Raw genomic sequence first — 17,022 nt, forward strand, 5'->3', positions numbered from 1 at the left:
TCTCACAGCCCCCCAAGGCCCCATCCGGGGGAAGCCATGATGTGGACTTTTTTGCCGACATCCATTAAACTTTGTGGATATGTCTAGTAGAAATATCGTGGTAGTCGTCGGCGCCGGGCCTGCGGGACTTGCTTGTGCAGCCGAACTCGTTGAAAAACGGTCCGATGTTTCTGTGACGGTAATCGAAAAAGATCAGGTCTATGTGGGGGGCATCGCCCGGACGGTGGAATACAAAGGCTTCCGATTCGACATCGGAGGGCACCGTTTTTTTAGCAAAAATAAGGAAATCAGCCAATGGTGGGCTGATCGCATGGGTAAGGAATTCATCTCCGTGAATCGGCTATCTCGTATTTTTTACCGGGGAGTGTTCTTTGATTACCCGCTTAAAGCCATGAATGCCCTTCTGGGGCTCGGCATTGGGACAAGCATTCTTTGCATCCTGAGTTATCTCAAGAGCAAGGTATTGCCGGTCCGGCCTGAAAAGTCATTTCAAGATTGGGTCAGCAATCGTTTTGGAAAAAAGCTATTTTCGATTTTTTTCAAAACCTACACAGAGAAAGTCTGGGGGATGCCGTGTGAGCAGATCAGTGCTGATTGGGCCGCCCAGCGCATCAAAGGGCTTTCCCTTTCCGGTGCCATCTGGAACTCTCTTTTTCCCAAAAAGCCAAAAACCGGGGGCGAAGTGGTAAAAACGTTGATTGATCGCTTCCAATATCCCCGCCTTGGCCCCGGCCAGATGTGGGAAAAGACCCGCGATGACATTCTCAACAAGGGAGGCGAGGTTTGGATGGGGCAAGAAGTCGTCAAGCTAACGCGCGAAGGTTGCAGGATCGTTTCCGTGACAACTCGCGACGCGCAAGGGCAGGAAAAGATTTTCGCTGGTGACGAATTTATTGTCACGATGCCTCTTCGGGAGACGATCTTGCGTATTTCCCCGCCGGTGGAGGACTCCGTTTTAATCGCGGCCCGCAACCTGACCTACCGCGATTTCCTGACTGTGGCCTTGATGATCCGAAAAACGGACCTTTTTGCGGACAACTGGATCTACGTTCACGATCCCTCCGTTCGCTTGGGCCGCATCCAAAACTTTAACAACTGGAGCCCCTCATTGATTCCCGAAAAAGAAGTTACCTGTTTGGGATTGGAATATTTTTGTTTCGAAGGAGACGACCTCTGGAACATGGCAGACGCAGATCTCATCGCCCTTGGCAAAAAGGAGGTGGAGCAGCTTGGTTTCGTCAAAAGCGGGGAGGTGTTTGATGGCGCCGTAGTCCGGATTCCCAAGGCCTATCCGGTTTATGGCCCAGGGTATCAGGAAGATGTGGAAAAGATCCGGCGGCAGATCCACGGATTTGAAAATCTCCAGGTCGTCGGTCGTAATGGGATGCATAAATACAACAACATGGACCATTCCATGTTGAGTGCTCTGCTGGCTGCGCGCCGTCTTTCGGGTGGGAAGCTCGACCCCTGGAACGTCAATTCCGACGCGGAATATCATGAGGAAGCCAAGTAGGAGTTTGGCGTACTCAATAATCCACGCAATACCTTCCCGAGTGGCCGCTTTCCCTGCCCCGCCGGAGTCAAGCAGCGGATGGTCGACGCGAAGAAGCAGCGCGATGCAGTGAAGAAACTGTGGAAACGGGCCGGGTAGCGCGGGCAAGCACCCCGAGCCCCGCGCAGCCAACCAGACCCAGGAGGCAGATTCCGAGGGCCGCCGTGAAGTGGGTGGGCCAGTAGATGAACTCTACCTTGTGGGTGCCTGGCTCCAGGAAGACCCCCCGGAAGAGGTAATTGGCTCGGAATATGGGCTGGTCCACGCCGTCCACTTTCACCTTCCAGCCAGGGTACCAGGTGTCGTTAAGAACCAGCAGGGCCCTATCTTTGGTGGAGGCCTCAAGCCCTAAGCGGCTTCCTTGGTCTTGGAACGCTTTCGTTTCTCCTTCATCCCTGGGGGGATTGGTGTTGGACGGGGATGGTATCGTTTGGCCCAGCAATGGCTCCACTACAGCTGTCTGGCGGGGATCGAAATTGGGTGAAATCAGCGTTCTCAGGATCTCATTCTGGTCCCTCACGACAGCCCAGTTGGAGACTATGTGGGCTCGGGGCAGCGCGCTCTCTCGGACAATGTAGTCGCAGTCTTTTGGCCCGTTTCCCCAAAGGATCGTTTCGATGCTCCCTTTGCCAGAGGCCAGATAGCGAAGCGAAATCAGGTCTGCCAGCCTTTCCCTAATCGGGATTGGCCCTGTCATGATCCCGGCTAGAAGCGTGCGAAAGCGGGAGAGGGTCATCCAGCAGGTGTTTAGAACGGGAACCTGGCCGAGCCGGATTGCGTTGGTGGCCCCAACTTGCGTGGCCCAATCAAGGATCTCACGCCGGGTTTCGCCCAAGGTATATTGCTGCACCTGATAAGAGAGGCAAAGGAAGGTGTGGAGATTATCGTTGCCCATTCGTTTTTCCAATTCCGTGGCCCGTTGCGTGTAAAGGCCTGCGGCCGCAGTTGGATGAATTTGGCGGGAGACAAGCACAAGATTCAGGAAAGCAAAGGCCACGGCGGCGTATTGAGGCCATTTTTTTGGAATCTTTTTGACGGCTAGGAAATAAAAAATGGCTGTGGCGCCTCCAAAGAAGCCGATGGCCTGAGCATAATCGAGATACTCGTCTTCAACCTGCGCAGGTGAGGGAACGCGCGGGTGCTTCATTAGCCAGGCCAAGGCGCTGTCGCTGAAAAGGCATGCGAGGAATCCCAGGGCGAACACGCCGAGGGCGGCCGCCGTGATCCACCAGATCCGCTTGCGAACCTTCAACGTCTCCTCCTTGCATTCGATCAGCGCCTGAAGGCCGAGAGCCCCCAGCATGGCGATGGCGTAAGCGACAAAGATGTAAAATTTTGGAGCAAATCGCAGATGCCCGAACCCCGGTACTGTTTGATGAAAAAATTCGTAAAACGGCGTGTATTTACCTGCCGCCATCACGAGTCCAAAAACAGCGATAATCAGCAGGAAAGTGATTTGGGCTGTGCGCTCTCCATTGCGTTGCGGACCCTTGAGCCAGAGCCACGCGAAGAGGGCGGAAACGAGCGGGACCAATCCCAGGTAGCAGTGACACATTCCAAATTCATAAAGGGTTGGTGCCCAGAATTTGTCTGGATAGCCCGGTCTGCCGTATAGGAACGGCAGTAAAAAGGTCAGCCAGTGGCGCGGATGGGCCGAGGCCGTTCGCGTCATCGCGTCCACTTCCCCCGCGCGCTCGCTAAGAGGCACTAGCTCCGCGGTTAGCACCCACTGTGGAGCCGACAGCGCGGCGGCGAGGACCAAAGCCACCCCCAGCAACAGCATGGAGTAGATGGCAATTCTCCAGTTCTGTTTCCAAACCCACCAAACGACGACATAAATGCCGGTAATCAGGCCGGTATAAAAAAAGTACTCTCCATTGGCTAACAATTGCAGCCCAAGAAACAGGGAAAGCATGCCGATTGTCCCTGCATTATTTTGCACGGTTGGCAAAAAGCCCCGGCTGACGGATTCAGCGGTCTGACTCAAAATGCGGCCCGTGTACATAAGCACCAGCGGTCCCCATACCATGGACGTAAAAGCGGGAGCCCCCTCGATCCAGGTAACCAAATAGGTGCCAAAGGTAAATGCCACCGAGGCCAGCAAAGAGGGAGCCTTATCTAACTTCCACGAACGCCCCAGGGCATACCATCCCACCGCTGAGACGCCGAGATGGAATGTCCACCAGAGGCGGATGGAAAACTCCTCCCATGGCAGAACAAACATCCAGTTTGGGGGGTAAAATGCTCCGCTGTGAGGTTGGGCGGCTCCGGGAATTCCGCACTGGTTGTTATACCAAAGGCAAAAGCTTCCATGCCGCAACGCCTCTCCATGGATGATCCGCATCGTCGCATCGTTGAAGAAAAAATCCCTCAAAAAAAGCATTCGACCGCCAAGCCAAATGTCTGCCAGAAAAACAAAAGGCAGGGTCAACAAAATCAGAATAGGCCAATGGGACCGGAAGGAGAATTTCATAACGGAATGTTAAATAACGATTACTTGGTGGAGTATTAGTAATACGAGGATATTATTATTCAGTTTTGTTACTTCTGCTTGAGCCGGAAGCATTGAGGGGTCTCGCCGAATTCTTTGCGAAAGATTTTTCCGAGGTAGTTGCCGTTGGAAAAGCCGCAGTGTTGGGCGATTTTTCCAATCGGCCAGTCGGTCTCGATCAGGAAGGCCCGCACCCGCTCCAGTTGCGATCGGCGGATCTCGGTGAGCACGGTGTGCCCCAGGGCGCGCCGGAAGCGCAGTTCCAGCGAACGCCGCGAGAGTCCGATATGCTCGGCGACGTCTGGGATGCCCAGGGGCCGGTTGGCTTCGTGGCGGATGAACCGGAGCGCGTCGGCGATTTTCCGGTCGTCGGTGGCGGCGATTTCCGTCGATTGCCGCGCCACGACGTGGGTGGGCTCGATCAAGATTTGCCTCGGGGGGACCTTCTCGCCGCGCATCATGGCTTCGAGCAGTTCGGCGGCTTCGTAGCCCGCTTTCTCGGCGTTGAGGGCGACGCTCGAGAGGGGCGGATCGCACAGTTCGCAGAGCAGCTCGTCGTTGTCGACGCCGATGACCGCCACTTCGTCGGGCACGCTCAGGCCCGCTTCCATGCACGCCTCGATGACCTGGCGGCCCCGGGCGTCGAGCGCGGCCATGACGCCCAGCGGTTTGGGCTGACTGGCCAGCCAGCGCACCAGGCGCTTTTGCTCCCGGCCCCAGTCCTGCTCGGAGGAGGGCGGCTTGGGGTAGATGGCGCATGAAAACCCTGCTTCTTTGAGCCTCGCGGCGAAGGCGCTCTGGCGGCGCTCCACCCAGTTGGTGGTGCGGTAGCCGCCCACGAAGGCGAAGTGTACGAGGCCCCGGTCCATCAAGTGCTCCGCCGCGAGCCGCCCGATGGCCTCCCCGTTGGCGCGGATCTCCGGGCAGCCCGAGAGCGGGCTCGACGGGGCCAGCTGGCGGTCGGAGAGGGGACCGGCGATCACTGGCAGGCCCGTGCGCAGAATCGCGCGCGCCACGCTGTCGGTGGGGACGCGGGCTATGATCCCCGTGCCGCCCCAGGCGCGCATGGTGGGGAGCGTCTGGATGAGATCCCCGGGCATCACATGCAAGCCCCAAGGTCCGTGCAGGCGGGCGTAGCGGCGCACGCCCCGTAGGAGGCCCCGGCCGACCTCGCGGGAGGTTTCCAACAGAAGCGCAACGTGAAATTTGGCGTGGGGAACGGGGTTGGTGGTCATTGCGCAAAATTACCCTGACTCTGCGGATCATTACCGTAGATGAGCCTCGGGGAATGTGCGATAAAAAAAACGATCCCTTTCCATGAGTAACTCCCCGTTCATCCACGACGACTTCCTTTTGCAGACCCGCGCCGCCCGCGAACTTTACCACGGCTACGCCGAGGGCCTGCCCATCATCGACTACCATTGTCACCTGAAGCCCTCGGAGATCGCGGGCGACAAGCGCTGGGAGAACATTACGCAAATCTGGCTCTACGGCGACCACTATAAATGGCGCGCCATGCGCACCGCCGGGGTGCCCGAGCGCCTTTGCACCGGTGGAGATACCTCGGACTGGGAGAAATTCGAAGCCTACGCCGGGATCATGCCCAAGGCGCTGCGCAACCCTCTCTACCACTGGACCCACCTGGAGCTTTCCCGCTACTTCGGCGTTACCGACCGCCTACTTGGGCCGGACACGGCGAAGTCCATCTACGACGACTGCAACCGCGTCATTACCGCGCCTGATTTCTCCTGCCGCTCGCTCATGACGCGCTCGAAGGTGGAGGTCGTCTGCACCACGGACGATCCCGTCGACTCCCTGGCCGACCACATCGCCATCGCGGCTGATGCCTCTTTCTCCGTCCAGGTGCGGCCCACGTGGCGTCCCGATCTGGCTTACGCCGTAGACCGTCCCGAGGCCTTCCTGGCCTGGCTCGGCAAGCTCGAAGCCGCCGCTTGCGTGGAGATCGGCAATCTGGAGGCCTTCCTCAGTGCCATCCGCCAGCGCCACGCCTTTTTCCACGCCCACGGTTGCCGCCTTTCCGATCGCGGCCTCGATACGGTTTATGGTGACGACTGCACCGCATCGCAGGCCGCGACGATCTTTGACAAAGCCCGCGCCCGCCAGCCGCTCGATCCGGTCGAGATCCGCCGCTTCAAGTCGTTCATGCTCTTCGAGCTGGGCGTCATGGATGCCGAAAGCGGCTGGACACAGCAGATCCACTACGGCGCGCTGCGCAACAACAACACCGCCATGTTCCGCGCGCTCGGGCCGGATACCGGGTTCGACTCCATCGACGATCAGCCGGTGGCCCAGGGCCTCTCGCGCTACCTCGACCGCCTCGCGCTGGCGGGCAAGCTGCCCCGGACGATCATCTACAACCTCAACCCGCGCGACAACGAACTGATCGCCACCATGCTGGGCAACTTCCAGGACGGCGAAGTCGCGGGCAAGCTGCAAATGGGCAGCGGGTGGTGGTTCCTGGACCAGACCGACGGCATGACGCGCCAGATCGAAGCCCTCTCGCAGTTGGGCTTGCTGAGCCAGTTCGTCGGCATGCTCACCGACAGCCGCTCCTTCCTCTCCTACACCCGCCACGAATACTTCCGCCGCCTGCTTTGCAACATCCTCGGCGCGGATATGGAGCGCGGCCTCATCCCGAACGACCTCGCGCTCGTTGGGAAAATGGTCGCCGACATCTCTTACCACAACGCCCGCAATTACTTCGGGTTCTTCTCCAAATAACAAATCACACGCAATGTCCAAACTTCCTTCTCTTAACCTGTCGCTGCTCAAGAGCGGCTTCAACCTCCCGAAAAACGTCGCCGTCGGCCCGCTCGCCACGCGGCCTGAGAAAGTCCTCCAATTCGGCGAGGGCAACTTCCTGCGCGCCTTTGTCGATTGGATGATCGACGAAGCCAACGAACGCGCCGGGTTCAACGGCAGCGTCGTCGCGGTCCAGCCGATTGCCCAGGGCCTCGCGGGCAAGATCAACGAACAGGACGGCCTCTACACGCTGATTGCCCGGGGCGTCGAAGCGGGCAAAGTCGTCGAGAACCGCCGCGTCATCTCCTCCATTTCCCGCGCGCTCAACCCCTACGATGAGTGGGCCGCGCTCGTGGAGCTGGTTCGCAGCGCCGATCTGCGCTTTGTCATATCGAATACCACCGAGGCGGGCATCGCCTACGTCGAGGAGCCGCACACCCCGGGCGTTTGCCCCAACTCCTTTCCGGCCAAGGTCGCCAACCTCCTTTACGAGCGCTTCCAGGCCGTCAAGGGCGACGCCGCAAAGGGGCTCGTCTTCATCCCGTGCGAACTGATCGAACGCAACGGCTCCAAGCTCAAGGAATACGTTCTCAAGCACGCCGCCGCGTGGCAGCTGGGGGCCGAATTCACCGCGTGGATCGAATCCGCCAACGCGTTCTTGAACACGCTGGTTGACCGCATCGTCCCCGGCTACCCGCGCGCCGAAGCCGAGGCGCTCGTGGGCGAACTGGGCTACCAGGACAACCTCATCGACACCGGCGAAGTCTTCCACCTCTGGGTCATCGAAGGCCCGGCCAAGTACGCCGACGAATTCCCGCTCGCCAAGGCGGGGCTCAACGTCATCTGGACCGACGACCAGACCCCCTACCGCACCCGCAAAGTGCGCGTGCTCAACGGCGCACATACTTCCAGCGTCCTCGCCTCCTACCTGGGTGGCCTCGATACCGTCGGCGAAATGATGGGCGACCCGGTTTTTGGCAAATTCATCCGCCGCGCCGTGTTTGACGAAATCGTCCCCGCGCTGCCGATGGAGGAAGCCGCCAAGAAAGCCTTTGCCGAAGCCGTCATGGAGCGCTTCCAGAACCCGTTCATCCGGCATGAGCTTCTGAGCATCTCGCTCAACTCCGTCTCCAAATGGAAAGTGCGCGTGCTCCCGTCGCTGCTCGACACCGTCCGGAACACCGGCAAACTCCCGGCCGCGCTGGCCTTCTCGCTCGCCGCGCTGATCAGCTTCTACAAAGGCACCGCGACCGCCGAAGGCAACCTGCAAGGTTTGCGTGACGGCGCGGCCTACCCGATCCGCGACGACGCCGACATCCTGGAATTCTTCAAAACCCGCTGGGCCAGCCTCGCCTCCGACCCCGCCGCACTCGCGAAAGAGACCCTCTCGCAGACCGCCTTCTGGGGCCAGGACCTCAACACCGTTCCCGGCCTGACCGAAGCCGTCGCGGGCGGCATCGCGGCCATCCAAACCAAGGGCGCTCGCGCCGCCGTTGAAGCGCTGCTCGCCTAACCGCCCATGAATCCCCTTCTCCGCATTCATCCCACCGACAACGTCGGCGTCGCGCTCGAAGACCTCGAAGCCGGGCAGACCCTCTCCGTGGGCGGCTTCGAGATCACCCTCGCTGAAAAAATCGCCCGCGGGCACAAAGTGGCGCTCTCGGAAATCGCCGTGGGCCAGAATGTGATCAAGTATGGCAGCCCCATCGGCCATGCCATCGCGCGCGTCTGCCCCGGCGGCTGGGTCCATTCGCACAACCTCAAGACGAACCTGGGCGGGCTCCTGGAGTACACCTACCAGCCCGTCCCCAGCGCCATCGCCTCCAAGGGCGAGGGCCCCACGTTCGAGGGCTTCAAGCGGCCCAATGGCGACGTCGGCATTCGCAACGAACTCTGGATTCTGCCCACCGTCGGCTGCGTCAACCACATCGCCGAGGCGCTCGCCCGTCGCTTCAACGAAAAAGCGCAGCGGGGCGAAGCCGGGAGCATCGAGGGCGTCTACGCCTTTACCCATCCCTACGGCTGCTCGCAGCTCGGCGAGGACCACGCCAACACCCGCAAAGCCCTGGCGGGCCTGGCCCACCACCCCAACGCGGGCGGCGTGCTGGTGATCGGCCTCGGGTGCGAGAACAACACCATGGAGAGCTTTAAGGAAGCCCTGGGCGACGCCGAGAGCGGTCGCTACCGCTTCCTCATTTCGCAGCAGGTCGAGGACGAAATGGAAACCGGCCTGGCGCTCCTGGGCGAGCTCGCGGAGATCGCGGGCAAAGTTCAGCGCGAGCCGGTGCCCGTCTCCAAGCTGCGCGTCGGCCTCAAGTGCGGCGGCTCCGACGGCCTTTCCGGCATCACTGCCAACCCGCTTGTTGGCGCTTTCTCCGACCTGCTCGTCGCCAGCGGCGGCACCACGGTGCTAACCGAAGTCCCCGAGATGTTCGGCGCGGAAACGCTCCTCATGAACCGCTGTGTCAGCCGCGAGGTCTACAAAAAGGCCGTCGACATGGTCAATGGCTTCAAAGACTACTTCCTGCGGCACAACCAGGTCGTTTACGAGAACCCGTCGCCCGGCAACAAGGACGGCGGCATCACCACCCTGGAGGAAAAATCGCTCGGCTGCACCCAGAAGGGTGGCTGCGGCCCCGTCGTCGACGTGCTCGGCTATGCCGAACCGCTCAAGCTGCCCGGCCTCAACCTCCTGGACGGCCCCGGCAACGACATCGTCGCCGTTACCGACCTGGCCGCCTCCGGCGCGCACATCATCCTCTTTACCACCGGGCGCGGCACCCCGCTGGGAGGCTGCGTGCCCACCATGAAGATCGCCACCAACAGCGAGCTCGCCCGGCACAAAAAGAACTGGATCGACTTTGACGCCGGGGAGCTCATCCACGGCACCACGCGCGAGGAACTGGCCGCCCGGCTTTTCCTCGACGTCCTGGCCGTCGCCAGTGGCCGCAAGAAAACCCAGGCGGAGATCAACGGCTTCCGCGAAATCGCCATCTTCAAGGACGGCGTGACGCTGTAGCGAAAAAAATTTAGGGGTTCCGCGCCGGAGCAGAGACCGGCTCGGGATGAAAAGAAAAGGCCCCCTTTTTTGAAGGAGAGGGGGGCCTTTTTAATTGCCCGGTTGGAGGCCGGAAGGGCACAATCCGGGAACCCCCATGAAACCGTTCCCCCTTTTTCTCGCGGTCGGATTCCTCTGCTTCCTTCCCCTCCGGCTGCCCGCCTCCGAGGAGCCCCGCTTCCCCTTTTCCCTTCCGTGGGACGACGCCACCCCCGGCGTCACCGACATGAGCGGCCTCCTGGAAAAACCGGCGGGCGCCCACGGCTTCGTCCAGGCCCGCCCTGACGGCCACCTCTACGCAGGCGACCGGCGCATCCGCTTTTTCGGCGTCAATACCACCTTCGGCGCGAACTTCCCCACCCACGAGGCCGCCGAGGGCATCGCCGCCCGCATGGCGAAATTCGGCATCGGCTGCGTCCGGTTCCACCACATGGACACCCAGAAGGCCCCCGCCGGGATCTTGCAGGCCGACCGGCGCACCCTCGACCCCGAGCGTCTGGACCGCCTCGATTACTTCATCGCCCGGCTCAAAGCCCACGGCATCTACGCCAACCTGAACCTGCACGTCGGCAACGTCTACCCCGGCATGCCCGCTTGGGAGAAACATCCCTCCTTTTTCAAAGGCGTGGACCTCTTTTACCCGCCCCTGCTGGAGGCCCAGCGCGACTACGCCCGGCAACTCCTCCGGCACGTCAACCCGTACACGCACACCGCCTACGCCGACGAGCCCGCCGTCGCCTTTGTGGAGATCAACAACGAGAACGGCCTCATTTCCGAGTGGTGGAGCGGTTCGCTTGACGCTATGCCGGAGCCGTACCGCGCGGAGTTGGAGGCCCCTTGGAACCGCTGGCTGCAAGCGCGCTACCCCTCCCAGGAGGCGTTGCAAAAGGCCTGGAACCTTGCCGACCAACCGTCCGGCGGCGAACTTCTGCGCGAGGGGAACTTCGCGGGCGGTCTCGGCTCCGCGTGGACCCTGGAGCAGCACTTCGGAGCGAAAGCCGCTACCGCCAAGCTACCCGAGGGGGAGGGCGGCCTGCGCCTTCATGTGGAGAAAACCGGCAGCCTAGAGTGGCACCTCCAGCTTTCCCAGCCCCTCCTTTCCCTGGAGGGCGACAAGTCCTACACCCTTGCCTTCCGTGCCCGGGCCGCTGCGGGTACCCCCCGGCGAGTGAGCGTCGATGTCGGCCAGGCGCATGCTCCGTGGGGGCTCCTCTGGTCCGCAAAGGCCGACCTTGGGCCCGAGTGGAAAGAGTACCGTTTCGTTTTCCAAGTCACCGACAGGGAACCGAACGCCCGCGTTGTTTTCGGCAACCTGGGCGAGTCCGGAGCCGATCTTGATTTCGCCGACGTCTCGCTGCGGCCCGGGGGCCGGTTCGGCCTCTCCGAGGGCGAGCACCTGGGCGCATTGCCGTTATTCATCAAATCCAGCTTCGCCTCCCGCACCGCCGAGGCCCAGCGCGACTGGCTGCGCTTCCTCTGGGAAACCGAGGAAGCCTACTGGACGGGCATGCGCTGCTTCCTGCGCGACGAGATCCGGACCCACAGCCTGCTGGTGGGCACGGCGGCGGAATACAGCCTCCCGCAGATCCAGGCCGCCTTCGACGTCGTGGACAGCCATGCCTACTGGCAGCACCCCAATTTTCCCCGCAAACCGTGGGACTTGACCGACTGGACCGTCGCGCCCCTCTCCATGGCGGGCATCAAGGGCGGGGGCACCCTTCCCGGCCTCGCCCTGCGCCGCGTCGAGGGCAAACCCTTCATCTGCACCGAGTACAACGCCCCTTCCCCCAACCCCCACGCCGCCGAAGCCTTCCTGCTCGTCAGCGCCTTCGCCGGGCTCCAGGACTGGGACGCCCTCTTTGCCTTTGAGTACTCGGGCCGCACCGATGACTGGGACAGCCGCCGCCAGGGCAGCTTTTTCGACATCGACCAGAACTCGGCCAAGCTCGTCACCCTCCCCGCCGCCGTATCGCTCTTCGTGCGAGGCGACCTGCCCAAAGCCGCTGCCACGCGTACCCTTGCGGTTTCCCAGGATCAGGCCCTTGAGTATTGCCGCCGCCGGGGTACCTGGTGGGCCGCTGAAAATGTGATCGGGATGCCCTGGCAGGACCTCTTCCGGGTGGCCTTCCAAATCGGCAACGCCTCCTCCGCCTCGGCTACCGGAGAAAGCTCCCCGCTCTTCTGGGACACGCCCCACGCCCGCGCCGCCGTGGACGCCCCGCGCGGTAAAGCCCTCATCGGCCAGGGTTCCGGCGAGCCCATTGCGCTCGGCGAAGTCGGCGTCGCCTTCCAAGGCTGGGCCGCCCTCGCGCTGACTGCCATCGACGGCCCCGACTTCCATTCCCCGGGTCGCGTGCTCATCTGTGCCGCCGGGTCCGTCGAGAACACCGGAATGGTCTGGAAAAGCGCCGCCAAAGACTCCGTGGGCCGCGACTGGGGCCGCGCGCCCGTCCTGGCCGAGGGCATCGCCGCCCGCGTCACCCTGCCGCTCCCGCCCGCTCGCATGAAGGCCTGGGCCCTGGACGAACGGGGCCAGCGCGGAGCCCCCATCCCCCTCCAGGCGGAAGGCTCTGGCTCGGCGCTCAACCTTGGCCCCGAGCACTGCACCCTTTGGTATGAAGTGGAAATCAGCGGCGACTTATCAACAAACCGCTGAGGGCACGCCGGAAGCGCGGCACTTCAAGAGCCACTTGGCCCGGACCACCTCAAAGCTGTAACCGTGCCCCAGCCGGTTAAGCAATCGCTGAAGGCCGTTGACGCAATTCACATAGATTTGGGCCGGGTAGCCGCATTCGACAGAGGCAAGAATTTCCTCGAGCCAGGCGTCCGTCGCGTGAATAAGGTCACGGAATATCAAGGCCATTTCAGGGGGAAGCAACCGCTCCCATTCGGCATAGCGGGCTTCCGCCTCGGCCCGGGTCTCGCTCTCCCAGATCGCACGATAGCGTTCCTTGGCCTCGTAAGCGGCTTTCAACTGGGGATAACTGCCCAGCCAGGTGTCGAGCTTGACTCTCTGAGCCGGATTGAGGCGCTCGGGGGTGCGGAGAACCATGCGGCGACCGTTCCGGATCAAACCGTGCTTGGAAACGGGGAAGGCCATTGCGCTGCGAAGGCATTCCAGCGTCTCGTTGGCCTGTTTGGCGATGTGAAAACGGTCTACCACCAGGCTCGCCCAGGGTAGAACGGACTTAACCGCCTTGCGGTAAGGCTCCCACATGCCGATCGTCACCCGTTCGATGGCCTCTTTGCCCGGGAGGCCACGAAGAAAGTCGGTGACGGCTTCCTCGCTGCGCGAAGGCAGAAGGTCGAGCAGCGTTTTGCTCTCCACGTCGATAACCGCCGTCCAAAGCTGGTGGCCATAATGTACCAGACCGATCCCGATCCATTGCGGGGTGGTCATATTCCGGTTCGCCAGCGCGCGAGCTGCGTAAGTTCTGAAAACCAGCCGGACCGTTCCCTCGCTGACCCCGAGTTCACGGGCAATGAAGGTGAACGGCTCTTTCACGCTGACGGCTTCGATATGCCGGACGAGCCGCTCGGTCATGCCATGGTGTTTATCCATGTGGGGAACGTCCTGGTAAATCGTCTTCTGGCACCGTTTGCAAAACCAGCGCCGACGGTTGACCCAGATGCTGACCCGCTTTCCCTGCACGGGGAGGTCGAGGTATAGCGCGCGCTTGGTCCCGTTTTTGACCAGGCAGGGGGCCTCGCAGCAGGCTGCCGGCGGGGTGTCGCCGGAGACAATAAAAATAAAATGCCCGCCATCTTCGGTTACCTTCTCGACCGTAAGCTGCGGGAGATTAAGCAAGCCTTTCATACCGGGTAACAAAAAAACACCGGGGGGGGATCTTTTTCGCGGCCGTGGACCTCGGATAAGCTACCGAGCCATCCCTATAGCCAAGTGCGCATAAACCCCCTGGCAGCCGATGGGCCGCCAGGGGGCAGATGAACACAACGTGTTTCTCTTACCAGCCGATGCTCACACCGACGTTGCCGTTGAAGGAGGGCGCGCGGTTAAGCAGCGCCGCTTCACCGGCCAGACGCACATCGATGTTGTCCGTCAGCTTGACGTTGACGGCCACGGTGGGCGTCAGGCTGTCGCGCTCGGAGGAGGCGCTGTCTACGGTGAACGTACCACCGGCTCCGCTGGCCAGATGGGCCGTAATGGAGCGGTCGATGTCCAGGAACTCGTGCTGCCAGTAGAGGCCGACTTCAGGAGTCACCGCCTTGCCTGCAACCGTGCCGTGGTAGGCAACGCTGGTGCCCAAACGGGACCGTAGCGAAGCAGTGTTCTTGATGTCGTTGATCTTCAACGGAGCCAGCGAGCCATCCTCGGTGTAGCCGTTCAACCAGAGGTTGGTGTAACCCAGGCTGGCATTGGGAGTGATGGTGAACCGATGAACCGGAATATCGTACCCCGTTGCGATTTGAACGTGGACTTCCTCGCCGTCCGTGCTGCCGTTTACGTTGGCGCGATCCAATCCAGACCGCGTGACATCGTAGGAACCGGCGCCGCCGCCAACCAATCCGTTGAGGAAGAACTGGTTGGAAACCCACTGGGCGTAAACCGATGCGGAAACATCATTGATCTTGGTCTTTCCGCCGCTGTTGAACTTGAGGTCATCGTAGAGATACGTGCCAGCCAAGCCCAGGCGGATGTCGCTGGACACCTGGCGATCATACCCGAGGGTCACGCCGTAGGCATCGTCTTTTCCGCCGAGGATATCGTTGTCATCCTTCACCTTGGCAGTGTTGACGTTGCCAAAGGCGTAGAAGCCGTTGAGGTCGCCACCGGTGGGGGCGACGACAGCCTTATTGTCGTCATTGTCTTTCGCTGAGCCTACGGGCGATAGCGTGGCTTCCTCCGGCAAGCGGAGTTGAGACAGGCGCGATTGCACCGAGATTTCATGGCTGCGAACCACGCCCAGAGCCGCGTCGGCGAGGAGACCCAGCTCCTCGGGTGCGATCTGGTCGAGGGCTGTGCGCAGGCCCGTCTTGTCGATGTCGTCCAAGCGGTAAATGAGCTTGTCCGCACGGCTGTCGGTGCCGCCGTTCCAGTTGGAAGCGACGATGGCTTTGTCAAGGGCCACGGCCACGGCGCGCTGATTATGAGTCAGCCCGTCGTTGTAACCGTTGAAGAGCGTGTTAAACGTGCTCTGTTTGGTTACCAGGGTAAGGCTGGTTCCCGTCACAATTGGGCTCAGGGCCTGGTCCAACCGCACGAGGTAGTTCTTGACGTAGTAGTCGTCGATCTTGTTTGCCGTTCCCGTGATGCTAAGGCCGCCAGCGGCGGTCAACACGGTAAAGGAATTGGCAGACAAGCCCCAAGCCGTATTGATGGGGTTCGGCACATAGCCGTCATACTGGTAGGTCTTGATGGTGCCATGCCCCGTTTCAGAGGCTGCGCCGGTGACGTAGATGGTGTCGTATTTGCCACTGGCGGTGCCGCTGATCTTGAAGCCCAATGTACCCGTGGCTTGAACGAGGTTGCCGGTGACGGTGGTCGCCTGGAGGGTGTCATACCCGCCGGGCAGGATCAGACCGTTGTTGGTCAGGGTGTAGCCATTTCCAAGATGGATCGAGTTGCCAGCGAAGATGACGCCGCCCGAGTTGTTGGTAATGGCGTTTTGGTTGCCATTGAGGTAGACGGAGCCAATCAGTGTACCGGTGTTGTAGATCGTGGTGTTGTCCACGTAGCTAATAACAGCCGTGCCTTTGACGCCATCGACTGTGGTGACGACGCCGCCGCTTTGGATGGTTAGCTTGGCTTCGTTGCCATAGCTGAGCCCAGGGTCGTTTTCATGGCCGAACTGGACGCCATAGGCCTGGTCGCCGTAACCGCCACTGACCGTGCCGCTTACTGTGAGCGAAAGCGCGCCCGCAGAACCGAAGGCGGCCTCACTGCCCAGCCAGACGCCGACCGAGGTGCTTCCGGAGGCGATGACGGAGCCGGAAACATTGATGGTAATGTTACCGGCGCTGCCGCCGGTTTCGGGGTAGGTAAAGTTATAGGCATCGATGCCGAAGCCCTCGTTCTTGGTGACTTTGATCACCCCGGAGTTGTTGATTGTGACGCTGCCGGCGTTGCCGCCGATGCCAGACTCGGAATACCCACCTTCAGAGCCAACAGCAATGCCTTCGTTAGCGTAGCCGGAGGCTACGATGGTGCCAGAGTTGTTGATGATGATATTTCCGCTGTTACCGCCGGTTATAAAGCCGGTGCTGCCTTCGGAATAAGCATTGATGGCAATGGTGTCTGTTCCCTTTACGGTGATGAAACCCGCGTTGGTGATGGTGATATTACCGCTGGTGCCACCGATAACGCCATAGGCACCGTAGCTACGGGCCTGGATGCCGTAGGCCTCTGAGCCTGAAGTCGCGATGGCGCTGCTATTGCTGATGACGATGCTGCCACCCGCGCCGCCATTGCCGGAGATATTGTTGGTGCCGTTGATATTGATAAAGCCGCCATAGCCGCCGTGGCTGAGCGCGTAGATACCGTCCGCTTCATCACCCAAGGTTGTGATGGTGTTTAAATTGCTGATGGTGACAGCGCTGCCGTTGCCGCCGTTACCGCCGTAGGTGGCCCCCGAGCCGCCGTTGCCTCCGTTGCCGCCTTCGGATACCCCCGCGATGCCGGAGTATTGTAAGGTGCTGCCGGTGGTCGAAATTGCGCCGAGATTGGTCAGGACAACCGCGCCAGCGGAGCCACCCGCGCCGCCATTGCCGCCGATGCCGATCGTTCCATTAACGGCAGATGCACCAGTGCCAGCGCTGCCGCCGACCCCGCCGTCGCCGCCGTTGCCGCCATTGCCGCCATCGGATACGCCGATAAGGCCAATGTTGATGAGCGTTGCTGCGTTGGTGCCGTAAATAAGCCCGGACGAACCGCCCGCGCCGCCTGCTCCACCCGCGCCGCCGTTACCACCGGCTCCAGCCGCGCCATATTGGACACCGTTCGGAGCAAGATCTCCATAACCGGCGTTACCGCCTGCGCCGCCTGCACCGCCGGTGCCGCCTGCACCGCCGTCACCGCCGGTGGTGAGAAGAATGACCCCACCGGTGAGGGTGGCATTAGCCGAAATTGTAAATTGAATCTCGCCGCCCAGGCCGCCCAGGCCGCCCGCACCCGCGCCGCCGCCGGTGCCGCCGCCGCCG

Annotated in this window: 9 protein-coding genes; 5 read left to right on the forward strand and 4 right to left on the reverse strand. The window is 61.4% G+C overall.

The genetic code is table 11. From position 1 onward, the window contains the following. Positions 1-97: 97 nt before the first annotated feature. Positions 98-1,513: an NAD(P)/FAD-dependent oxidoreductase gene (locus B2828_RS11925; RefSeq protein ID WP_479633971.1), complete on the forward strand. Its 1,416-nt coding sequence runs from the start codon at positions 98-100 to the stop codon at positions 1,511-1,513. A gap of 67 nt (positions 1,514-1,580) precedes the next feature. On the opposite strand, the gene B2828_RS11930 is transcribed toward B2828_RS11925, so the two are convergent. Beyond that, positions 1,581-4,025, reverse strand: a complete 2,445-nt coding sequence (locus B2828_RS11930; protein WP_479633972.1) for a YfhO family protein — start codon at positions 4,023-4,025, stop codon at positions 1,581-1,583. A 68-nt stretch (positions 4,026-4,093) separates the two neighbouring features. Continuing rightward, positions 4,094-5,278 carry a XylR family transcriptional regulator gene (locus B2828_RS11935; RefSeq protein ID WP_479633973.1) on the reverse strand — a complete coding sequence of 395 codons (1,185 nt, stop codon included), beginning with the start codon at positions 5,276-5,278 and terminating at the stop codon, positions 4,094-4,096. A gap of 82 nt (positions 5,279-5,360) precedes the next feature. On the opposite strand from B2828_RS11935, the gene uxaC reads away from it, so the two are divergent. From uxaC to B2828_RS11955, 4 genes are all read left to right on the forward strand, one after another. Next, the gene (gene uxaC / locus B2828_RS11940) at positions 5,361-6,785 is read left to right on the forward strand and encodes a glucuronate isomerase (RefSeq protein ID WP_479633974.1); all 1,425 of its coding nucleotides are present in this window, start codon (positions 5,361-5,363) and stop codon (positions 6,783-6,785) included. 13 nt (positions 6,786-6,798) lie between these two features. Further along, positions 6,799-8,319: a tagaturonate reductase gene (locus tag B2828_RS11945; protein ID WP_479633975.1), complete on the forward strand. Its 1,521-nt coding sequence runs from the start codon at positions 6,799-6,801 to the stop codon at positions 8,317-8,319. Positions 8,320-8,325: 6 nt separating this feature from the next. Beyond that, positions 8,326-9,825: a UxaA family hydrolase gene (locus B2828_RS11950; protein ID WP_479633976.1), complete on the forward strand. Its 1,500-nt coding sequence runs from the start codon at positions 8,326-8,328 to the stop codon at positions 9,823-9,825. 136 nt (positions 9,826-9,961) lie between these two features. Then, positions 9,962-12,520, forward strand: coding sequence for a carbohydrate binding domain-containing protein (locus B2828_RS11955; protein WP_479633977.1), 2,559 nt, complete (start codon positions 9,962-9,964; stop codon positions 12,518-12,520). Here the strand turns inward: B2828_RS11955 and B2828_RS11960 are convergent. Together B2828_RS11960 and B2828_RS11965 are read right to left on the reverse strand one after the other, a co-directional pair. After that, a complete protein-coding gene (locus B2828_RS11960; RefSeq protein WP_479633978.1) occupies positions 12,506-13,681 on the reverse strand; it encodes an ISL3 family transposase in 1,176 nt (391 codons plus the stop codon). The genes B2828_RS11955 and B2828_RS11960 overlap by 15 nt on opposite strands. Before the next feature lie 148 nt (positions 13,682-13,829). Next, positions 13,830-17,022, reverse strand: a 3,193-nt coding sequence (locus tag B2828_RS11965; RefSeq protein WP_479633979.1) for an autotransporter family protein, incomplete at its 5' end; no start/stop codon positions are given.

The sequence above is a fragment of the Spartobacteria bacterium UBA695 genome, from assembly GCA_002298145.1.
GTDB lineage: Bacteria > Verrucomicrobiota > Verrucomicrobiia > Chthoniobacterales > Chthoniobacteraceae > UBA695.